21 protein-coding genes are annotated in these 18,064 nt (G+C 49.9%); 10 read left to right on the top strand and 11 right to left on the bottom strand.

Annotated features, from left to right (window positions below; genetic code table 11):
• Positions 1 to 86: 86 nt before the first annotated feature.
• The gene (locus tag GZ59_RS07350) at positions 87 to 1,751 is read left to right on the top strand and encodes a cyclic peptide export ABC transporter (RefSeq protein ID WP_039290964.1); all 1,665 of its coding nucleotides are present in this window, start codon (positions 87 to 89) and stop codon (positions 1,749 to 1,751) included.
• Between the two features lie 386 nt (positions 1,752 to 2,137).
• Here the strand turns inward: GZ59_RS07350 and GZ59_RS07345 are convergent, their stop codons facing one another.
• The 3 genes from GZ59_RS07345 to GZ59_RS07335 form a co-directional block, all read right to left on the bottom strand.
• A complete protein-coding gene (locus GZ59_RS07345; protein WP_039290962.1) occupies positions 2,138 to 2,866 on the bottom strand; it encodes a putative quinol monooxygenase in 729 nt (242 codons plus the stop codon).
• Between the two features lie 134 nt (positions 2,867 to 3,000).
• Entirely contained in the window at positions 3,001 to 3,279 is a 279-nt protein-coding gene (locus GZ59_RS07340) for a YciI family protein (RefSeq protein WP_039290959.1), read from the bottom strand.
• A 15-nt stretch (positions 3,280 to 3,294) separates the two neighbouring features.
• Positions 3,295 to 3,870, bottom strand: a complete 576-nt coding sequence (locus GZ59_RS07335; RefSeq protein ID WP_011093066.1) for an NAD(P)H-dependent oxidoreductase — start codon at positions 3,868 to 3,870, stop codon at positions 3,295 to 3,297.
• 139 nt (positions 3,871 to 4,009) lie between these two features.
• On the opposite strand from GZ59_RS07335, the gene GZ59_RS07330 reads away from it, so the two are divergent.
• Positions 4,010 to 4,939, top strand: coding sequence for a LysR family transcriptional regulator (locus tag GZ59_RS07330; protein ID WP_011093065.1), 930 nt, complete (start codon positions 4,010 to 4,012; stop codon positions 4,937 to 4,939).
• A 247-nt stretch (positions 4,940 to 5,186) separates the two neighbouring features.
• Here GZ59_RS07330 and GZ59_RS07325 read toward each other — a convergent pair whose 3' ends face one another.
• The 3 genes from GZ59_RS07325 to GZ59_RS07315 form a co-directional block, all read right to left on the bottom strand.
• Positions 5,187 to 5,825, bottom strand: a complete 639-nt coding sequence (locus tag GZ59_RS07325; protein ID WP_011093064.1) for a dTMP kinase — start codon at positions 5,823 to 5,825, stop codon at positions 5,187 to 5,189.
• A 403-nt stretch (positions 5,826 to 6,228) separates the two neighbouring features.
• Positions 6,229 to 6,459, bottom strand: coding sequence for a putative quinol monooxygenase (locus GZ59_RS24045; RefSeq protein WP_367644037.1), 231 nt, complete (start codon positions 6,457 to 6,459; stop codon positions 6,229 to 6,231).
• A gap of 22 nt (positions 6,460 to 6,481) precedes the next feature.
• A complete protein-coding gene (locus GZ59_RS07315) occupies positions 6,482 to 7,498 on the bottom strand; it encodes an NADP-dependent oxidoreductase (protein WP_039290954.1) in 1,017 nt (338 codons plus the stop codon).
• Between the two features lie 91 nt (positions 7,499 to 7,589).
• Here GZ59_RS07315 and GZ59_RS07310 point away from each other — a divergent pair, with 91 nt between their 5' ends.
• The gene (locus GZ59_RS07310) at positions 7,590 to 8,492 is read left to right on the top strand and encodes a LysR family transcriptional regulator (RefSeq protein ID WP_039294825.1); all 903 of its coding nucleotides are present in this window, start codon (positions 7,590 to 7,592) and stop codon (positions 8,490 to 8,492) included.
• 152 nt (positions 8,493 to 8,644) lie between these two features.
• Here GZ59_RS07310 and GZ59_RS07305 read toward each other — a convergent pair whose 3' ends face one another.
• Positions 8,645 to 9,544, bottom strand: coding sequence for an AraC family transcriptional regulator (locus GZ59_RS07305; RefSeq protein WP_039290951.1), 900 nt, complete (start codon positions 9,542 to 9,544; stop codon positions 8,645 to 8,647).
• A gap of 132 nt (positions 9,545 to 9,676) precedes the next feature.
• On the opposite strand from GZ59_RS07305, the gene GZ59_RS07300 reads away from it, so the two are divergent.
• Together GZ59_RS07300 and GZ59_RS07295 are read left to right on the top strand one after the other, a co-directional pair.
• A complete protein-coding gene (locus tag GZ59_RS07300; RefSeq protein ID WP_080641309.1) occupies positions 9,677 to 9,955 on the top strand; it encodes a limonene-1,2-epoxide hydrolase family protein in 279 nt (92 codons plus the stop codon).
• 311 nt (positions 9,956 to 10,266) lie between these two features.
• Positions 10,267 to 10,671 carry a YybH family protein gene (locus GZ59_RS07295; RefSeq protein ID WP_039290949.1) on the top strand — a complete coding sequence of 135 codons (405 nt, stop codon included), beginning with the start codon at positions 10,267 to 10,269 and terminating at the stop codon, positions 10,669 to 10,671.
• An 86-nt stretch (positions 10,672 to 10,757) separates the two neighbouring features.
• On the opposite strand, the gene GZ59_RS07290 is transcribed toward GZ59_RS07295, so the two are convergent.
• Positions 10,758 to 11,348, bottom strand: coding sequence for a flavin reductase family protein (locus GZ59_RS07290; protein WP_039290946.1), 591 nt, complete (start codon positions 11,346 to 11,348; stop codon positions 10,758 to 10,760).
• Between the two features lie 241 nt (positions 11,349 to 11,589).
• Here GZ59_RS07290 and GZ59_RS07285 point away from each other — a divergent pair, with 241 nt between their 5' ends.
• Positions 11,590 to 11,922 carry a TehB family protein gene (locus GZ59_RS07285; protein WP_039290944.1) on the top strand — a complete coding sequence of 111 codons (333 nt, stop codon included), beginning with the start codon at positions 11,590 to 11,592 and terminating at the stop codon, positions 11,920 to 11,922.
• An 8-nt stretch (positions 11,923 to 11,930) separates the two neighbouring features.
• The gene (locus GZ59_RS07280) at positions 11,931 to 12,269 is read left to right on the top strand and encodes a DUF1869 domain-containing protein (protein ID WP_039290941.1); all 339 of its coding nucleotides are present in this window, start codon (positions 11,931 to 11,933) and stop codon (positions 12,267 to 12,269) included.
• Here GZ59_RS07280 and GZ59_RS07275 read toward each other — a convergent pair.
• Positions 12,250 to 12,495: a hypothetical protein gene (locus tag GZ59_RS07275; protein ID WP_039290940.1), complete on the bottom strand. Its 246-nt coding sequence runs from the start codon at positions 12,493 to 12,495 to the stop codon at positions 12,250 to 12,252. The two genes, GZ59_RS07280 and GZ59_RS07275, sit on opposite strands and share 20 nt — an antisense overlap.
• Positions 12,496 to 12,763: 268 nt before the next feature.
• On the opposite strand from GZ59_RS07275, the gene GZ59_RS07270 reads away from it, so the two are divergent.
• The 3 genes from GZ59_RS07270 to GZ59_RS07260 are packed head-to-tail and all read left to right on the top strand — an operon-like array spanning position 12,764 to position 16,196.
• Positions 12,764 to 13,813, top strand: coding sequence for a Fe(3+) ABC transporter substrate-binding protein (locus GZ59_RS07270; protein WP_039290938.1), 1,050 nt, complete (start codon positions 12,764 to 12,766; stop codon positions 13,811 to 13,813).
• Complete coding sequence (locus tag GZ59_RS07265; RefSeq protein ID WP_039290936.1) at positions 13,797 to 15,494, top strand: ABC transporter permease; 1,698 nt, start codon at positions 13,797 to 13,799, stop codon at positions 15,492 to 15,494. The genes GZ59_RS07270 and GZ59_RS07265 overlap by 17 nt, the downstream gene beginning before the upstream one ends.
• 21 nt (positions 15,495 to 15,515) lie before the next feature.
• Positions 15,516 to 16,196: an ABC transporter ATP-binding protein gene (locus GZ59_RS07260; RefSeq protein ID WP_039290934.1), complete on the top strand. Its 681-nt coding sequence runs from the start codon at positions 15,516 to 15,518 to the stop codon at positions 16,194 to 16,196.
• Between the two features lie 114 nt (positions 16,197 to 16,310).
• Here GZ59_RS07260 and iolB read toward each other — a convergent pair whose 3' ends face one another.
• Both iolB and iolE read right to left on the bottom strand, forming a co-directional pair.
• Complete coding sequence (gene iolB / locus GZ59_RS07255; protein WP_039290932.1) at positions 16,311 to 17,135, bottom strand: 5-deoxy-glucuronate isomerase; 825 nt, start codon at positions 17,133 to 17,135, stop codon at positions 16,311 to 16,313.
• Between the two features lie 26 nt (positions 17,136 to 17,161).
• Entirely contained in the window at positions 17,162 to 18,052 is an 891-nt protein-coding gene (gene iolE, locus GZ59_RS07250) for a myo-inosose-2 dehydratase (RefSeq protein WP_039290929.1), read from the bottom strand.
• Positions 18,053 to 18,064: the final 12 nt, after the last annotated feature.

Here is an 18,064-nt window from a genome sequence, read left to right as displayed (position 1 = left end):
CAAAAGCTGGCTGTTGGCGCGACCAGCTTACAACGCTGGTCGCGAATCTCGGTATCTTGTAGGCCTCAATAACGTATGGACATAATATGAATACGTCGACAACCAAAAATCCAGCGCTAAAGCTTTTACTCTCACTCTTGTTCGATTCACGGCGGGTATTGACGATTGCCACAGTAGCCAGTGTCACCAATGGCATTGCCAGCGTTTTATTGATTACCTTAATCAACAAAGCGCTGCTGACGCCCACCGATGACTATGTGCCACTCGCCTGGTATTTTGCCATATTGACTGTCCTGGCAATTTCCTGCCGTATTCTCAGCGGCGTCATTTTCGCCAGATTAAGCCAAGGCACCATGGCAAAAATGCGCGAACTAATTTCAAGCCGTGTGGCTCGCGCGCCCTTCCGTCAGATAGAAGAACTGGGTGCCTCACGTGCGCAGTCGATCATCACGGATGACTCAACCAGCGTATCACTCTTGTTCTTCACCCTGCCGAACATCGTGATGCAAGGTTCTATCGTCGTCGGCTGTCTGGGATACCTTGCCTGGCTATCGCTCCCTATCTTCTTTCTGGCACTGACAATCGTTGTCATTGGTTCACTGGGTTACAGTCTGGGCGGAAGCACGGCGTTCACCTCCCTGAAAGCAGCAGGTCAGGCACAAGATCGCTTATTTACCCACTTCAATGCGCTATTTTCCGGTGCAAAAGAGCTCAAATTGCATGTCTCCCGTGCGCATGCGTTTCTCAATCAGTCACTCGGTAAAGAAATCGACGCCGTACGCAAAAATCGTACCCGCGCCTTCGGTGTTTATGCTTTCGGCGTTGGCTGGATCCTCTTCCTTTTCTATAGTTTCCTTGGTCTGGTCATCTTTTCCCCAACCATAATACCGGGGCTTGAATCAACAGCGCTGGCGGGCTATGTCATCGTATTTTTATTCATGCTGATGCCGCTGGAAGGGTTACTGAATAGCATTCCAACGTTAAATTCTGCGCGCGTCTCATTACGAAGAATTAGCGCGATATTATCTGAGCTGGACGAGCGTGACTCCATCGATCATACCGTCTCCGCGAATGAATTTGGCAATGCCGACACTATCAGTCTGTCTGGCGTTATCCATAGCTATTACCGTGAAAAAGAAGACCGCGTGTTTCAACTGGGGCCGATTGATATGACGCTCAGGCGTGGGGAAATTACGTTTCTGATTGGCGGTAACGGAAGCGGAAAAACAACGCTCGCCAAGCTGCTGGTCGGTCTATACACGCCGGAAAGTGGCACCATTACCGTTGACGGCCACGAGGTCGTTGACAGCAATCGTGCCAACTATCGGCAGCTTTTCTCCGCCGTATTCTCTGATTTTCATCTTTTCGAATCACTGATTGGGTTGAATGATGCCGACTCAACGCTGGATTCACGCGCTAACGCACTACTGGCCAAGCTGCATCTGGAGAATAAGGTCACGGTGGAAAACGGCTATTTTTCTACTCGCAACCTCTCGCAGGGGCAACGTAAGCGCCTCGCGCTGGTCGTGACCTATCTTGAGGATCGTCCTTTCTATCTGTTCGATGAATGGGCAGCCGATCAGGACCCGTTATTCAAACGCGTGTTTTATCAGGAACTTCTGCCTGAGTTGGCCGCTCGTGGTAAAGCCGTATTGGCTATCACACATGACGATCGTTTTTTCCACCTAGCCGATCATTGCATCAAGCTCGAAAACGGTCGACTCATCGCTGATGAAGGTAATACTGTTTAGCACTGGGGTCATTCTGGTGGTCTTGGCAGAAAGGGGATTCGGGCTTAGCTTACTTATTAGCCAGTTAATGGCGAAGGCGATCCCAGTCAGAGGAGCAAAATTTAGAAATCCCGCTTAAGGAAACTTAAGCGGGATTTTTGCGTTCCGGGGTTTGGTGGGTCAGAGAATAGCCGTGAACGAACGGCTCAGCGCACCGCCTGAATTTTCGATGGGCTGACAGCCTGATGTCACCGATTCCGTCATCGAATTGCTATGCCTGTTGTCGCTTCTTATTTTCTAAGGCCCGTTCAGGCAAGTCAACGCCTCCCACACACAGAGAGAATCAGGAAAAGTAATAACCACCTCTTTTCACACTTTTTACCGCATTTTCAGTAACACGGCGTAACTCACTCATTTTCATACCGCATGCCGCCTTTATTCATCAACAAGCCAGGCTTAATATCAATCGCCTCTTTATAGGTCGTCATCTCTGCGGTCTGATTAATGTAGGCTTTAAAGTGTGGTGTCAGGCGATGAGCCTGATAAGCATTTTCGCTGGCGTATATTTCATAAAAATACCAGCGATTACGGTTAGCTTTATCGATAGCGGCATACATTGCCAGAACACCCTCTTCTCGCTCAATCGACTGTGCCATTTCGGGTAAAACGACATGGCGAAAAGCCTGCCCAAGCTCTGGTTTCACATCCACGATGACAAAGTTATTTATCGTGCTATCGTTTTGCACAATCTTTTTGTCCGCCAGAAATTGCGGTATCACATCAATTCTACGCGTTTGACTCGTTTCCAGAATATCAGGTGAATTGCGCAAAAATTCTTTGTAACTCGTTGAGTTCAGGTGTTTATCGTAGGCATCACTGTCAGCATAAATTTCATACATATAAGCAACTGACGGGTTCGTTTTCTTTTTGGCTGAATACATCGCCAGCGTTCCAGACTCACCGGTTACCGAAGCAGTAATATTTTTTTCAGCCAGGCTGTCGTAGGCGTTATTTTTATCCTGCCTGATGACGAGCTCAAAAATATTAAACACGGGTGGAACAGATATTTTCTGCCCCTGCGCAACGGCAGAACAACTCAGAACCAATGAAAGTGACAACGAAATCCCAGCTTTCATAAACGACCTCTCTTTTTCGGCTGTATTAAATTTTGTGCCATTATTCCCAACAAGGCGTGTTCAGCCGTTACGCTCAGCCACATACTGCATTCTTAGCTCCTTACCACGTTTTTTAATGAGAATTGCGGCATCTTTTATTGCCAGCTTCCCACCATTTTCGGGATAAATTCGCGGATCTCATATTGAGCTAGATTTGGAAAATAGGCGTCTTCACTCAGGATGGCGTCCAGTTCCTCCCGGCTTGCAGTCTGAGCAATAATGACCCCTGCCCGTTCGCGATCCGAATAGGGGCCGATCAGAACAAACTTACCTGCGTTGAAATACTGCTGAAACCAGCTGACATGGCGAGCGAAAAGCGCGTCATGTTGATCAGGAGAAATATCGTCATTTACCACAATATTGATGAGATACATTTTTCTTCCTCTTTTTTACACAGCCATGTTTACAGCAGGCGAAATTTCTTTAATCGCAGTAATCAGGCGTGTGGCGTGATCTTTGGCCATGGTTTTCTGTTCGCGAGTTTTGGCTTCATCACGCCCCGCATAGCTGATACCCAAGGTGTAAACCTTGCCCTGCAAATCCAGATTGCACATCGCTGCTGTGGTTTCAAACTGAGTCATGTATTGCTGAATGTCGTGACCGAACAAACCTTCAGCGGAATACAGGCTCTCTGGTGCTCCGGCGGTAAAGGAAATAATCAGCTTTTTACCACCCAATCTTGCGGTTGAACCATGGGCAAAACCATGAACAAAAACCTGATCAATCCATAACTTCATTAACCCTGGCACCGAATACCAGGAAAAAGGAAACTGCCAGACAATCACATCGGCGTTGAGTAAGGCTTCCTGCTCCTGCACCACGTTGATTTGGTAGTCAGGGTACAGGGCGTCAAGAAAGCGAATTTCTGCATCGGGCAATGCTTTCGCGACTTCCGACAGGATAGTGGCATTGCCAATGGACTCATTAAGATTTGGATGCCCCGAAATAATCAGTACATTTTGCATTTTGGCTTCCTTAACAGAGGTTTGTTTAACTGGAAGTGAGTATAAACAACCCTTATTCTGTTTTTTAGAACAGTAATAACTTATACACTATTAGCCAATAGCTAATAATCAAACTCTGCTTCCTCCTCGGGATGACGCCATGAACAATGTCATTTACAACCAAATCCGTATTTTCCAGAGCATCGCTCGTGAAGGCAGTATCACTGCAGCGGCCAGGAAACTTGAGATAACGCCGCCTTCCGTAAGCAAATCGCTAAAACTCCTTGAGCAGCATATTGGCCACCCGCTTTTTTTGCGCACCACGCGGCGCATTGAGTTGACGGATACGGGGGAACAACTGTTGCAACAGACGTCGCGGGCTGTGGAATCGCTGGAAAATGCGCTGGAAAGTATCAAAAGCTTGAATCAGGAACCGTCTGGGCTGGTCAGAATTACGCTGTCACGCTTTGCTTACCTGCTTATTCTGAAGCCTTTTATGGCCGAGTTCTGCCACAGCTATCCTGGAATACAGCTTGAGATTTCCGTTTATGACGGAACCGTGAACATGATTGATGAACGCTTTGATTTAGGCATTCGTTTTGGCGATATCCTGGGAGAGAGCGTTGTGGCTCGTCAGCTGATGAAACCATTTCGTGAAGGCCTGTATGCTTCAGCGGCCTATCTTGCAGAACACCCCACACCCGTTCTACCGGCGGACTTGCATCAGCACCAGCTTATCGGCTACCGCTTTATTACCAATAACCGAATACTCCCACTGATGCTGGACGATCAAGGTGAGAAATTAACCGTTGATATGCCCGGCCAGCTAATCAGTAATGATATTGACGTGATGGCCGACGGAATACGCAGTGGTCTTGGAATAGGCAGAATGTTTGAGCCGGTGTATGAATTGCAGCCTGATAAAGAGCAATTTATCCCAGTTATGATGCCTTACTGGAAAACCTATCCACCGGTTTATCTCTATTACTTAAAAAGCACCGGCAAGGCGAAGCGAGTCAAAGCGCTGATTGATTTTTTAATCATGAAAACAAAAAATAGCTATCCACATAACCAGTCTAAACGTCCATAGCAGTTTGATACGCTAAACGGCCCGAAATAGAGCCATCAGACTGCTGCGAGCGAAAAGCGGAAGTTGTCAATTGTTCGCACAAATGTGACCCTGACCCTAAATCCTGCCTCATTCAGAAACAGAATACCGACACTCCCCGAAACGGAGGGGGCGCCGATGAAAAATTCACGATTCACCGAAGAACAGATTGTCTTTGCTCTGAAGCTGGTCGAGCTGGGTACAATTACTGGCGAAATGCGGCGAAAACTCAGCCCGAAAAAACCATGTCGGTGGGACATCCGAGCACTCTGTAGATCTCAGAAATCACCTGCATCGTTGCGTCTTCGATCATTCCTTCGTTACGGCATAAAACCCAGCCTTGCTCTGCAACTTCTCGCTCGAACGCCTTAGTACAGGCGACATGCTCTTCGAATTTATGAATCACTGTACTGCTTAGCCCACGCGGTCGGGCCGCGGCCCTTGCCCATGAAATATCAGGCGCAGTAACAACCCCGACATGCAGGTCTGGCGTTCGCACGTTTCGTTCAATGTTAAGCTGTAAAATCTCTGCAAATGGAACCATCCGGCGAAACGCGGCATCAGACGGGTACCAGCGATCCATCAAGATAATGCTGTCAGGTGGCTGTTTAGTCAGCACGTGCAGGGAAATCCAGGCACGGCTGTCAGCAAAGCGCTCACAAATCTCCCATTCCAAATCCAGAGTGGGATTTCTGGCGAGCTTGTTAACGAGGGCCATAGTTTCACCCCTATAGGGGTCGCTTTTTTTCTCGCAAAGTCGGATCACCTTCTTGTTGTCCGCCCTGAGTACTTTCGTAATGGCCTCTAACAGTGTGGTTTTACCGGCTCCCTTGGGCCCATCCAGAGAAATAAACAGCGGACGACTCATTCTTGAAATGACGATTGATATGCGGTTTTTGTAAAGCTCAAATCTGGCAAAAGCATCTTACTTCCTTCGTATGAACCGCTGACCACCCTCTTCGTTCTTTGGATACGCCTGGCGCGTCAGCACGAATCGAGGGTTCTTATAAACAGACGCTGATGAACACTCTAGCAATGCTTCTGACTGACGGGTCTAAAAACCCAGAATTATCGCCGTTTGTGGTCATTGCTCATATGTTACGACCTGTGCGGTGTAGTTTAAGAGATCTGCTTGGAAAACGGAAAATATCCCACGTTAGGCCTGTTTTTTAAGTAGACAGGCGTTGACGGGCAGCATTGAGCGTGAAGCGGACGATCATTGTGCTGGACCGCAATAACAAGGGTTGGCTTAGTCGTAAACAAATTTATGCTTACTCTTCCATCAAATCCCTTTCGTTAAAGGCGCCATACTTTAGGACTTTCCCCTTCATTCGTTCCTGCCAGCGGTTGATAAATTCTATAATGTCGGTTGTTTTGAGATAGGCACTTAGTGAGTCGTGATCTTTCCAGCGTTTCGATATGAGCAATCGTCCGCCCAAATGGTTATCTACGGCGACATCATATGAGAGGTTTCCTTCACGTTGTCGAGTGGATATAGCCAATGGCAGAACGGCAATGTGATAATCAAAAATTGGTGAGCACTATTTTTCCCTGAATACTGCCTAATGAAGCGCGTTGATGGGCAGTTGATGCCATTGCTAGCGGGTAAGTACTATCAATGACGACACGGATAACCCCTTTTTCCAAAAGTTGACCCGCTTCTGATAGCTGCGCACCACTGGAACGCACTTGCGTTGCTGACACAGTAATTCCTTTTGTGGCGGCCTCATTCTGTCCGGAAAAACCTAAAGGATTAACAAGAAATAGTGCTCCGTCTTGCTTGATACAGCTTAGAAAGCGCTCCATGTGAGTCCCGCCCACAGCATCAATGACGAGATCGGCATTTTTAACTACAGTCTCGACAGCGACTTTGGTGTAGTCGATAAACTCATCCGCCCCCAGATCACGTAAAAGCACCTCATGCCGGGAACTGGCTACCGCTATCACGTGCGCACCTTTCCACTTGGCAATCTGAACCGCAAGGTGTCCTACGCCACCTCCGGCACCATTAACCAGCACCGTACGACCCTCAAGTTGAACGGGTGTATGTGTGAACAGCTGGAAAGGATTTGGAGCGTTATGGCCTAATTCGACAAGGAACTGCCAGGCCGTGAGCAGTGACATCGGTGCGCCCGCAGCCTGGACATGTTCGATGCCCTGAGGTTTTAACGCCAGATCTGACGAAGGAACACACACGTAGTCGGCATACGCACCACTACCTTGCATTACTCCTTCAGGAAAACGCACCATTGAATAGACCTCATCCCCAAGGCTGAATTCGGAAATATTTTCGCCGATCGCTGCGACAACACCTGATACATCAGTTCCCAAGATGAGTGGAAAGGAGGAATTGGGCCACCATTCAGACGGAAGAGCGCGATAACCATCACGCAAATACAAGTCTGGCGGATTGATACTGGCCGCATACACTCGAACAAGTACTCCGTCACATCCCACAGTGGGCAAAGGTGCATCCCCATACTGAAGAGTTTCTGGGCCACCGAACGCATTTAGTTGCACTACTTTCATCATTTCACTCATCACAATCTCACTCCTACAGGGGTTCAGTTGCGAGATAATATGACCAATGCTGATGGTTGATAATGAGCCTATATTTCGCTTTAATGTTGCCATGAAGGAACAAATAGGTTTTGAAAGACTCACAGGTCTAATTGCATTCGCACGTGCGGGAGCTCTCGGCAGCTACACCGCTGCTGCTCGCTCGCTGTCAGTTTCACCCTCAGCGATCAGTAAGAGTATCCAGCGACTGGAGCAGCATCTTGGCGTTACGTTATTCACCCGAACAACACGCTCTCTGGTTTTGACTGCTGAAGGCCGTGAATTACACGAGCGAGCGATAAGGTTGCTGCTCGATGCTGAAGAGATTGAGCAGGTAGCCAAGCGCTCACGCGCTGAGCCTTCGGGTACACTACGAATAGCTGCATCGTTTCCGATCGGCCTCCATATGATTGCTCCCGTGCTCCCAACGTTCTGCGCACTTCATCCAAAAGTGGCAATTGACCTACGCTTGAGCGATCGCGTGATAAGCATCATTGATGAACGTATTGATATTGCTATCAGACTTGGCGACCTCGCTGATTCAAATCTCCTGTCGCGTCGCCTCTCGCCATATAAGTTGTGTTGTTATGCATCTCCTGAATATTTGGCCAAATGTCCGCCGCCACGCCATCCCAATGAACTGATAGGGCATAAAACGGTAAATCTGCGTTACCAAAATACAGGGCAGGTTTTTCGCTGGCCTTTCCGGGTAGGAGAGAGGGAGATTGAAATCGTGCCATCATCGAATATCATCGTCGATGCAAGTGAAGCAGTAATAGCGGCAGTTTCTGCCGGTGCTGGGATAGGAATGGCTACCAGCTTTATGACCGCTTCTTTGGTTAGGAAAAAAGCGTTAATTCCTGTTCTGTCAGATTTTGCCATAGAGCGTCACAATATTTCGGCGGTCTGGCATGAGAGCCGTCGCTCTAACCCTGCTGTACGTGCATTTATAGATCTCATGCTTGAGCAGTTTTAATTATTTAAACATGCTCACTGTTGCAATGAATGCCATGATATTAATTGAGCTTATCCAGCATATTGGCGTAATGATCCGATATATTCAGGCTCAGATTTAAAATGTTCCCGAGCGTACCTGAATAATGTCTCTCTTTTCATCATAACTCCCGTTTACGCCTTACCTAGCGCGTCTATCGCCATCCGTATGGCGCGCACATCTCGGACAGGCGGCGCGCCAAATTGCCGGAGATATTCACGGCTAAACTGTGATGCGCTTTCATAGCCAACAACAAATGCCACGTCAGACGCGCGATGCTCACCGGCAAGCAAAAGCTGGCGAGCTTCCTGCAATCTAAGCTGTTTCTGATACTGGACAGGACTGAGGCCAGTCATCGACAGAAAATGGCGATGCAGGCTTGCTCGGCTCATACCGCTTACCTCGCACAACGCGTCGATGCGAAGACGGGTACTGTAATTGTCCCTGATCCAGCCAACGGCGCGCCGGATGCGACTGAGTGCGCCATCGGGTTGGGCAATCTGACGCAACAGTCGCCCCTGAGGGCCCTGCAAGAGACGATAAAGCAATTCCCGTTCGAGCATGGGGCCAAGAATCGGGATATCGTCAGGCGTATCAAGCAACGACATTAGGCGGAGTAACGTATTGCGGAGCGAAGCGGTCATGGGATTTATCATGATGCCAATCCCTTTCTGTTCACTTTCGCGAACCGGCGGCATGTTTGCCGCTAATTCCGCTAGTATGGCCGGATCCAGCACCAGCGATAGTGCAACGTAGGGCCGCCCCCCTTCAGCATCAAGGATCTGTCCGCTAAGAGGTAAATCAAGGGCACTGATAAGATACTGTTCGCTGTTGTAACTCAGAAGCGTGTCGTTAATTGCAACGCGCTTTGAGCCTTGCAGGATGAAACAGATCATCGAGCGATACAGGCAGGGAGCCTTGTCTGTCGAGCCTTGTCCGACGCAGAGGTCTACACGCGGGATCCGTGTGACAGTCAATCCCAGCGACGCGTGCCGCAGGGCGATATCAAGGTGCGGTGTAAGATCGTTATTCATAAGGCTGATTATATCAACGGCCCATTACCACGCAAGATGACTGATATAATCAGGCAAGAAAAAGAGCTTATCAGGCGTAGGCTACACAGCTCACACAGTCTGAATCAATGAGGGCGTGCCACCACTACCGGCATCGATGAAGCATTGGCGCTAATTGACAAACTCGAAGAGGCATTTGGCATCACGACAGTACGTATTGAAATGCTTTCGATCGCCGCTGACGGTAATAAGATGCTCACTGGACGCTTTGACAGGTTTGAACGTGCTGATGGCAGCGAGATTGGCGCAGCAAAAGTGATGGGCATACTCAAGCTTGACGGCGATAAAATCATCGCCTGGAGAGATTACTTTGATACCAGCTTCATGCAGAAAATAGCTGGCACGACGCAAAGCTTTCCCCTTCACGATTAATCACTGAAATGATAAGGCTAAGTGTTTTTATACATCTAGTCTACCTAATCGATCCCCCTTATCTTACTCGGCAACACCGTGGCTAGATCCTACCGGATCAAAATTTTGCCGCATCCATTGTATGGAAAATCTCATGCCCTATTTAGGCCTCCTTTTCGAGCATTTCCGATGTGAAAATGGCATGACACTTCGCAACCGGTGTTCAATCCGCATTGAACAAGCAAAGGAAAGACACAGTTTAGCGACATGTGAATTTACTATTGTTTGAAAGAACTCTTTTGGCTTCAAAGTAATACTGGTGAGGAATGATAATGAGTAAGATATTTAATGAAGAACTGGCCGTTATTGAAGCGGCGGCGGTCGCTTACTTGACCGCCTTCAATCGTGCCGATATCCCGGCCGTAATAGCAACATACACTGATGACGGTGTACTGATGGGGCCTGGCAGGCCAGCGGCAGTGGGGAAGGACGAGCTTGCTGAGGTCTATCTCAGCGTCTTTGAAACAGTCGGCTTCGACATGGCCTATGAAATAAAGGAGGTTGTGCAAACTAGCTCTGACTGGGCCTTCGTTCGGAGCGCCACCGAGGGAACTGAAACAAACAAAGCGACCGGTGTCGTCACACCTGCGGCTTATCAGGAGCTTTTTCTGCTACGTAAGTCGGCTACCGGATCATGGCAGACTGCGCGATACTGCACGTCAAAGATCAGCCCATAAAGTCTGATCAACAGACTCACGGGAACAGGTAATTTACAGAGGCTCAGATGACCCGCTAACACAGCGGGAATCTTCACTTTATGCGATTAATGACCGTATTTAAAATTAAATCCTAAGGCGTCACCGGTGGTGTCGTATTCGCGGAAGTTGTAGATCAGCGGCTTCCATTTTGACGAGTCGATGACATCATTTGATCCTAATAGCTCGCTATCCACCCAGACATTGACAATATCTAGTTCGACAAGAATAAAACGACCTTTGTCTGTGGTACTGACAGTCTTACATTCTGCCTGGATAGGACATTCAATAACCCGAGGTGGCGTAATATCTGTAGAGGCTTCAGTATGAAGGCCTACTTTGGAGAATTTATCGTGGCATACCTGAACGCCCCATTTTATCTGCCCTTCAGATAGCGTGTCGCTTCCGGTCAATTTACCGAGTTCTTCAACCTTCTCCCAAAGTTTGTAATCAGGAATATTGATGACGACATCAGAACCGGATAATAAATTACTGTAAGTCTTACTTCCTTTACTGACACCAATAATAATTTTATCACCAAGAGAAATTGATGATGATATAGAAGCGACATTGGTATCCCCGTTACTATTATCCGTCGTCGTAACAAGAAAAACAGGAAATCCATAATAAAACGAACTGAGTTTTACATTCTTTTTCATTTTAGTTCAGGCCTCATAATAGATTATCGTTATACCTTTCCATTTTTACTCTTTTGATTTCCACTTAACAATAACCACAATTGAGTATCGGTAATACAACCTTTGCACGAGGAATTTCGATATTGTAAAAATTAACTAGCAAAAAATAATTCACAAGCATTAAAAGAGGTATATGCTATGCATCATATGATTTTTTCCTTCCCGATCCACAATGTGGTTGGGTAAAATATGAGGTTTAAACATGGAACGAATTGTCATACCAGCGAATTATGTTCATACCCGTACAACACCGTTTTGGACAAAGGAGACTGCTCCCGCGTCTATTTGGCGGCGCCATTTGGATGCAGGAACACGACAAGGTGTTTACCCGCGTTTGTGCGTGATGCAAGGGACAATTCGTTATTATGGCTATGCCGATGAAACCAGTTCGGAGCCAGTCGAAACGCTGACCATTGAAGCAGGACAATTTGGCGTATTCCCTCCAGAGAAATGGCACAGAATTGAAGCGTTATCTGATGATACGTTATTCAACGTAGATTTTTATGTCGATCCAAAAATTCTGATAGAAGGTTGAGGTAAAAAATGACAACTGAAAATAAAGGGTACTCATTAACACTATTGAACCGCAATAATAATGAAAAAGCAGAAAAGGTTTACCTTAAACCGATGGCTTTTTATGTACCCGATTTCGCTGCCGGCGCGGTTGATGAATTAGTCAACAATCTGTCTTTAACCAGCGATAATAACAACGGATTTTTGCTGACGGTAACCAATAATAATAATGGCGTATCCGTTGATAAGGATTTCTCCGCGCTTGCAGAATTAAAAGATAAGACGATTTCCGCTGAATCGGTGAAAGAATTGGTTAATATCGTACGTGGTTACGATGCGGATGAAGAAACTAACGTCTGCGGCTGGTAAACGGCATAGCGTCATCCTGATCCGCGCTGGCTTGCGCTTTTTTTCGCATGACTTTATTGGCGTACATTGCAGCATCGGCTCGACGGATCACACCATCAGGCTCATCAACGGAAGGATCTGCCGTGACGATCCCCATGCTTGCACCTAAGTATTCGATATTGACCGTACCAAGCGGATAATTCCCCTTCAACAGGAGCGTAATACTGTCTCTAAAGGAAGAAACCACGTACTCGTTTTCCAGGCAAGACCTGAAGCCGTAGCAATAGTCTTACTCAAGACAGCCAATCATCACTGTTTTTATCAAGATGCCCACAAGTAAAACGCTGATTTCTCCTGATGCACGCCTAGGTTGACCCTTATCACGATAGTGAACAAACTGCGTTAATGAGATTGCAAACAAGAGTGATTATCATATATTGTTTTAATCGCCTGCCGAAAATATCTCCTTATTTTATTAATTTATGCATCACATTCACTCTGGAGAAGATAATAACATGTCAAAAACGCTGTCTGTTCTGCGCAAAAAAGCGCGCCTGCTCACGCTAGCCTCATCGCTGATGGTGGCTTATGCATTGCCAGCTGTCGCCGCAGAAGATTCCCTGACCCTCTACACCACGCGCGAGCCTGGGCTGATTCAGCCGCTGCTTGATGCGTTCACCAAAGAGACATCCGTCAAAGTAAACACCGTGTTCATTAAGGACGGCATGCTGGAACGCGTGAAGGCGGAAGGCCAAAACTCACCGGCTGACCTGCTGATGACCGTTGATGCTGGCAACCTGATCGATCTGGTGGAAGCGGGTGTCACACAGCCGATTCAGTCCAGCACGTTGACCGACGTCATCCCAGCTGCGCTGCGCGATAAAGACAATCAGTGGTTTGGCCTGTCGATGCGCTCCCGCGTACTTTATGCGGAAAAATCACTGCCGCTGACCGGCATTACTTACGAAAATCTCGCCGATCCGAAATGGAAAGGCAAAGTGTGTATCCGTGCGGGTCAACACCCTTACAATACCGCGCTGGTTGCCGCGATGATCGCACACCATGGCGAAGCTAAAACCGAAACCTGGCTGCGCGGAGTGAAAGATAATCTGGCACGTAAAGCCACTGGCGGTGACCGTGACGTCGCACGCGATATCCTCGGCGGTATCTGTGATGTGGGTCTGGCTAACTCCTACTACGTCGGCCATATGAAGAACGCCAAAGAAGGCACAGATGCCCGTAAATGGGGCGATGCCATCAAGGTGGTTCAGCCTACCTTTGAAAACGGCGGCACGCACGTCAATATCACCGGCGCAGCCGTTGCACGCCATGCTCCGCATAAAGATCAGGCCGTGAAGCTGATGGAATATCTGGTTTCCGCCCCAGCCCAGCAGCTCTACGCACAGGCGAACTATGAATACCCGGTTCGCAAAGGCGTTACGCTGGATTCAACCATCGGCAGCGCGATTGGTGAAGTGAATGTGGATAGCATTCCGCTGACTGATATCGTTAAATTCCGTAAACAAGCTAGTCAGTTGGTAGATAAAGTTGGATTCGATCAATAAGACCGGTTCGTCAACCCGGCGCGGCGCCTTCGGGCGGCCGCGCCTCTTTTTTTCGCCGCTTCGCATCGCCGCTATCATTATTGCGCTTGGCGTACTGGCTCCGCTGGTTTCCCTGCTTTGGCTAGCGGCGGGCGCAGGTGTTGGTCATTGGGATCACCTGATGCGCTACGTGCTGCCCGATGCTGCACTCAACACGCTGATTCTGCTGGTCGGCGTCGGCACATTAGTGATGGTGATTGGTGCGGGCTGCGCCTGGCTGGTGACCGCCTTTGATTTCCCCGGCAGACAGCTCGTTAGCTGGGCGCTGCTGCTACCGCTGGCGATGCCAACTTATATTGTCGCGTTTGCCTGGCTCGATATGCTGCACCCTATCGGCCCGATTCAGGAAGTGATCCGCAGTATTCTTGGCTATGACAGCCCGCGTCAGTTCCGGCTGCCGGACTTGCGCTCCATGACCGGTGCCATTCTGCTGCTCGGGCTGGTGCTCTATCCGTACGTTTATCTGACCATGCGTGCCATGTTTATCAGCCAACCCGCACACCTGCTGGAAGCCGCTCGCACATTGGGTTTGAGCGCGACGGGCACCTTTTTGCACGTTGCCCTGCCGATGGCACGCCCTGCGCTAGCCGTCGGCACCAGTCTGGCCTTGCTGGAAACACTGAATGATATTGGCGCGTCCGAGTTTCTTGGGGTGAATACGCTGATCGTGACGGTCTACACGACTTGGGTCACCCGGTCGGATTTACCCGCTGCGGCACAGATCGCCTGCACGATGCTAACGGTGGTCATCCTGCTGCTGACGCTGGAATATTATGGCCGGAAAAACCAGCGCTACGGCACCAGCCGACAAATGCGTGGCATCATGCCCACTCCGTTAAAAGGCGTACGCGCCTGGCTGGCAACCTGCGCGACCGCGTTACCGATCTTGCTCGGATTCATCGCCCCTGCCCTCTTTCTCGCATGGGAAAGCGCCAAACGGCTGGGTGATAGTGTGACGATCTCCGCTGGCCTGATACAGTCGTTAGAAAATTCGCTGCTGCTGGCCGTTGGTGTCACGCTGGTCGTTACCGTCGTTAGCCTGATTATTGCGTGGTATGCCCGTCATTCAGCCATTACCGATCGCTCGCCAGAACGCCGCCGCACCGTATTGAGAATCGCCTCGCTGGGCTATGCCGTTCCCGGCACGGTACTCGCCATTGGCCTGCTGACGCCCGGTATGGCGACAGATAATTTTCTCGCCGAGCTAATCGGCTATAAGGGATTACCGCTGCTTTCCGCCGGTATCCTGCTGGTAGTCTGCTGTGCTATTCGCTTTATGGCGATTGCGATAGGCGCGCTTGATGCCGGACTGACGCGTATTCCGCCCGTGATGGAACAGGCGTCGCGTCTGCTGGGTGAAAGCGAGTTGGTGACGTTTTTCCGCGTGCATCTTCCCCTGCTGCGCCCGGCGCTGGTAACCAGTGCGCTGCTGGTGTTTGCCGACGCGATGAAGGAACTTCCTGCGACACTGCTGCTGCGCCCCGTCAATTTCGAGACGCTGGCGACCGTCCTCTATGCCGAAGCGGCCAGAGGCACTTATGAAGAAGGCGCGATTGCCGCACTACTGATTGTGATAGCTGGCACGCTCCCCGTTGTGCTGCTGGCACGTAGTCAGTTAAAAACGTCGGTTGAGAAAGAATGAAAATCATGAGGAAGAGTCAAGGTGTCTGAGGCTACACTCGTTCTGAATAATGTCCACGTCGCCTACGGGCACAAGCATAATTTTCATCATGTGCTGAACGGTTTTTCCATGCAGGTTGTCGCGGGGGAACTGGCCTGTCTGCTCGGTGCCTCTGGATGCGGCAAAACCACAGCGTTACGTGCCATTGCCGGTTTCGAGCACGTGACTCAGGGAACGATTTACGTCGGCGGGCGCTGTGTGGCGGGCCCAGACATGCATCTGCCGCCGGAACAGCGCAATGTCGGGATGGTGTTTCAGGACTACGCGCTGTTTCCCCATCTGACCGCCGCGCAGAACATTGCCTTTGGCCTGCGAAAACAGCCGAAAGATCTTCAGCAATCGCGCGTTCGCGCCATGCTTGAATTGGTCGATCTCGCTGCGCTAGGGCAGCGCTATCCGCATGAGATGTCCGGCGGACAACAGCAGCGTATCGCGTTGGCACGTGCATTAGCTCCCCAACCTGCCGTACTGCTGCTCGACGAACCGCTATCCAGCCTCGACCCCGATAGCCGTAAGCGGCTAGGACAGGAGGTGCGCGACATCCTGCGCGACGCTGGACAAACCGCGCTCTTAGTCACGCACAGCGAACAGGAAGCCGAACTCATGGCCAGCCATATTGGTTATTTGAAAGAAGGCGCGTTGCAATGGCGGGAACAACGCTAACAGCGGCGACATGATTTAAAAAACCACATAATTTAAACACAAGAAAAAACAGGGAGCACATAACAACGCTCCCTGTTTTTGTTTGTTACCGGCGCAGCATAACTACGCGTTGCCCTACCTGTGTTTATCCGCGTATTCCGGGCTGTTGATCCACTGGTGATCCGCTTCCCAAGTGAAACGCCACTGGCGCGTGGGGCCAGCCATCACATTCAGATAATAGCTGTCATAACCCGCAATCGTGGCGACCGGATGGTAGCCGCGCGGCACCTGCACCACATCCCTATCGTATACCGCCATGCATTCATCTAATGAACGGTCATCGGTATAGACGCGTTGCAGGCAGAACCCCTGTTCTGGATTCAACCGATGGTAATAGGTTTCTTCCAGATAAGTTTCCTGCGGCGGATTATCGACGTCATGCTTGTGGCTAGGATAGGAGCTGGTACAGCCCTCGTCGGTGTACACTTCGACCACCAACAGGCTATCCGCCGCTTTATCCTCCGGCAAAATGTTATGCACGTAGCGCTGGTTATTGCCGACACCACGCTGCTCGGCGTCAATATCCTGCGGCGCGATCAGCCGGGTCGGATGTGTGCCGAACCCCGGTGCAGCGCACACTGCCAGCTCCAGCGCGGTGTGTGCCATCACCGTAATCGTTTCGCCAGCAGTGACATAAACCGCATAGGGCTTTCTGCGCTCAAACGGGCTCATTCGGTCGCCAATCTGCTCGAAACGCTCACTTGGCGTGACAACGGTAGCTTTACCGCTGACCAACACCAGACAGCGTTCGTTATCGCTAGCGGGTAGCGATAGCACCTGCTCCAGTGCCAGTTGGTACATATCGAACCCCACATATCGCCAGCCCGCCGTTTCCGGTGTGATGTGTTGCGTACGCCCGTATTCATCAGGCGCACGATGACGAGATAAGAGTCGGGACATCTTGTTACCTCCTATACCACCACAAATCAGATCAATTCCGCCTGCTGGGCGAAACGTTGCAAGTTATTGTAGCCCAGCGTGGCATAGGTTAGCGGATGTGCGACGGCCGGATCCTGTTCCGCTTCAACAACCAACCATCCGCTGTAGCTATTGGCTTTCAGGATGCTGAACACCGCTGGATAGTCAATGCAGCCATCGCCCGGCACGGTAAAGACACCGCTCAACACGGCGTCCAGAAAGCTGGTTTTGCGGTTTTTCACGTCTTTCAGCACGTCTGGGCGGATATCTTTGCAGTGAACGTGATTAATGCGATTAATCCAGCGTTTGGCCACCGCTACCGGATCGGCCCCCGCGAACGTTAGGTGACCGGTATCCAGCAATAGTCCAACTTCCGGCCCGGTGTGTTCCATCAAATTGTCCACGTCCTGCGCGCTTTCAATTACCGTGCCCATATGGTGGTGATAAGCAATCTGCACGCCCTGACTTTGCGTGTAGCGCGCAAATTCGGTCAGCTTTTTGCCATATTCTGGCCAGCGTTCTTCAGGGAAACGCGGACGCAGATGAACCGGTTTCTGCTGATCGCCGTGGACCGCACCTGTCACTTCTGCAAACACTAGCACCGTCGCTCCGAGATCGCGCAACAGCGCCAGATGCCCCTGCACCGCTTCGATTTCTTCTTCTACTGAGCGGGTTAGCAGTTCACCGGAATACCAGCCAGAAACTAAGCGCAAGTCGTGCGCTTGCAGGATTGGCCCCAGCACGCTGGCCTGACGTGGGAACTTGTTACCTAATTCAAAACCAGCGAAACCCGCCTGCCGCCCTTCAGTCAAACAGGTTTCCAGTGGCGTGTCCGCGCCCAGAGAAGGCAGATCGTCATTTGTCCAGGTGAGTGGATTTATACCAAGTTGAACAGTCATGTTATTTTCCCT

The organism is Pectobacterium atrosepticum (assembly GCF_000740965.1).
GTDB lineage: Bacteria > Pseudomonadota > Gammaproteobacteria > Enterobacterales > Enterobacteriaceae > Pectobacterium > Pectobacterium atrosepticum.
The sequence above is the reverse complement of the archived record's forward strand: the minus strand, read 5'-3'. Positions and strand labels throughout refer to the sequence as shown.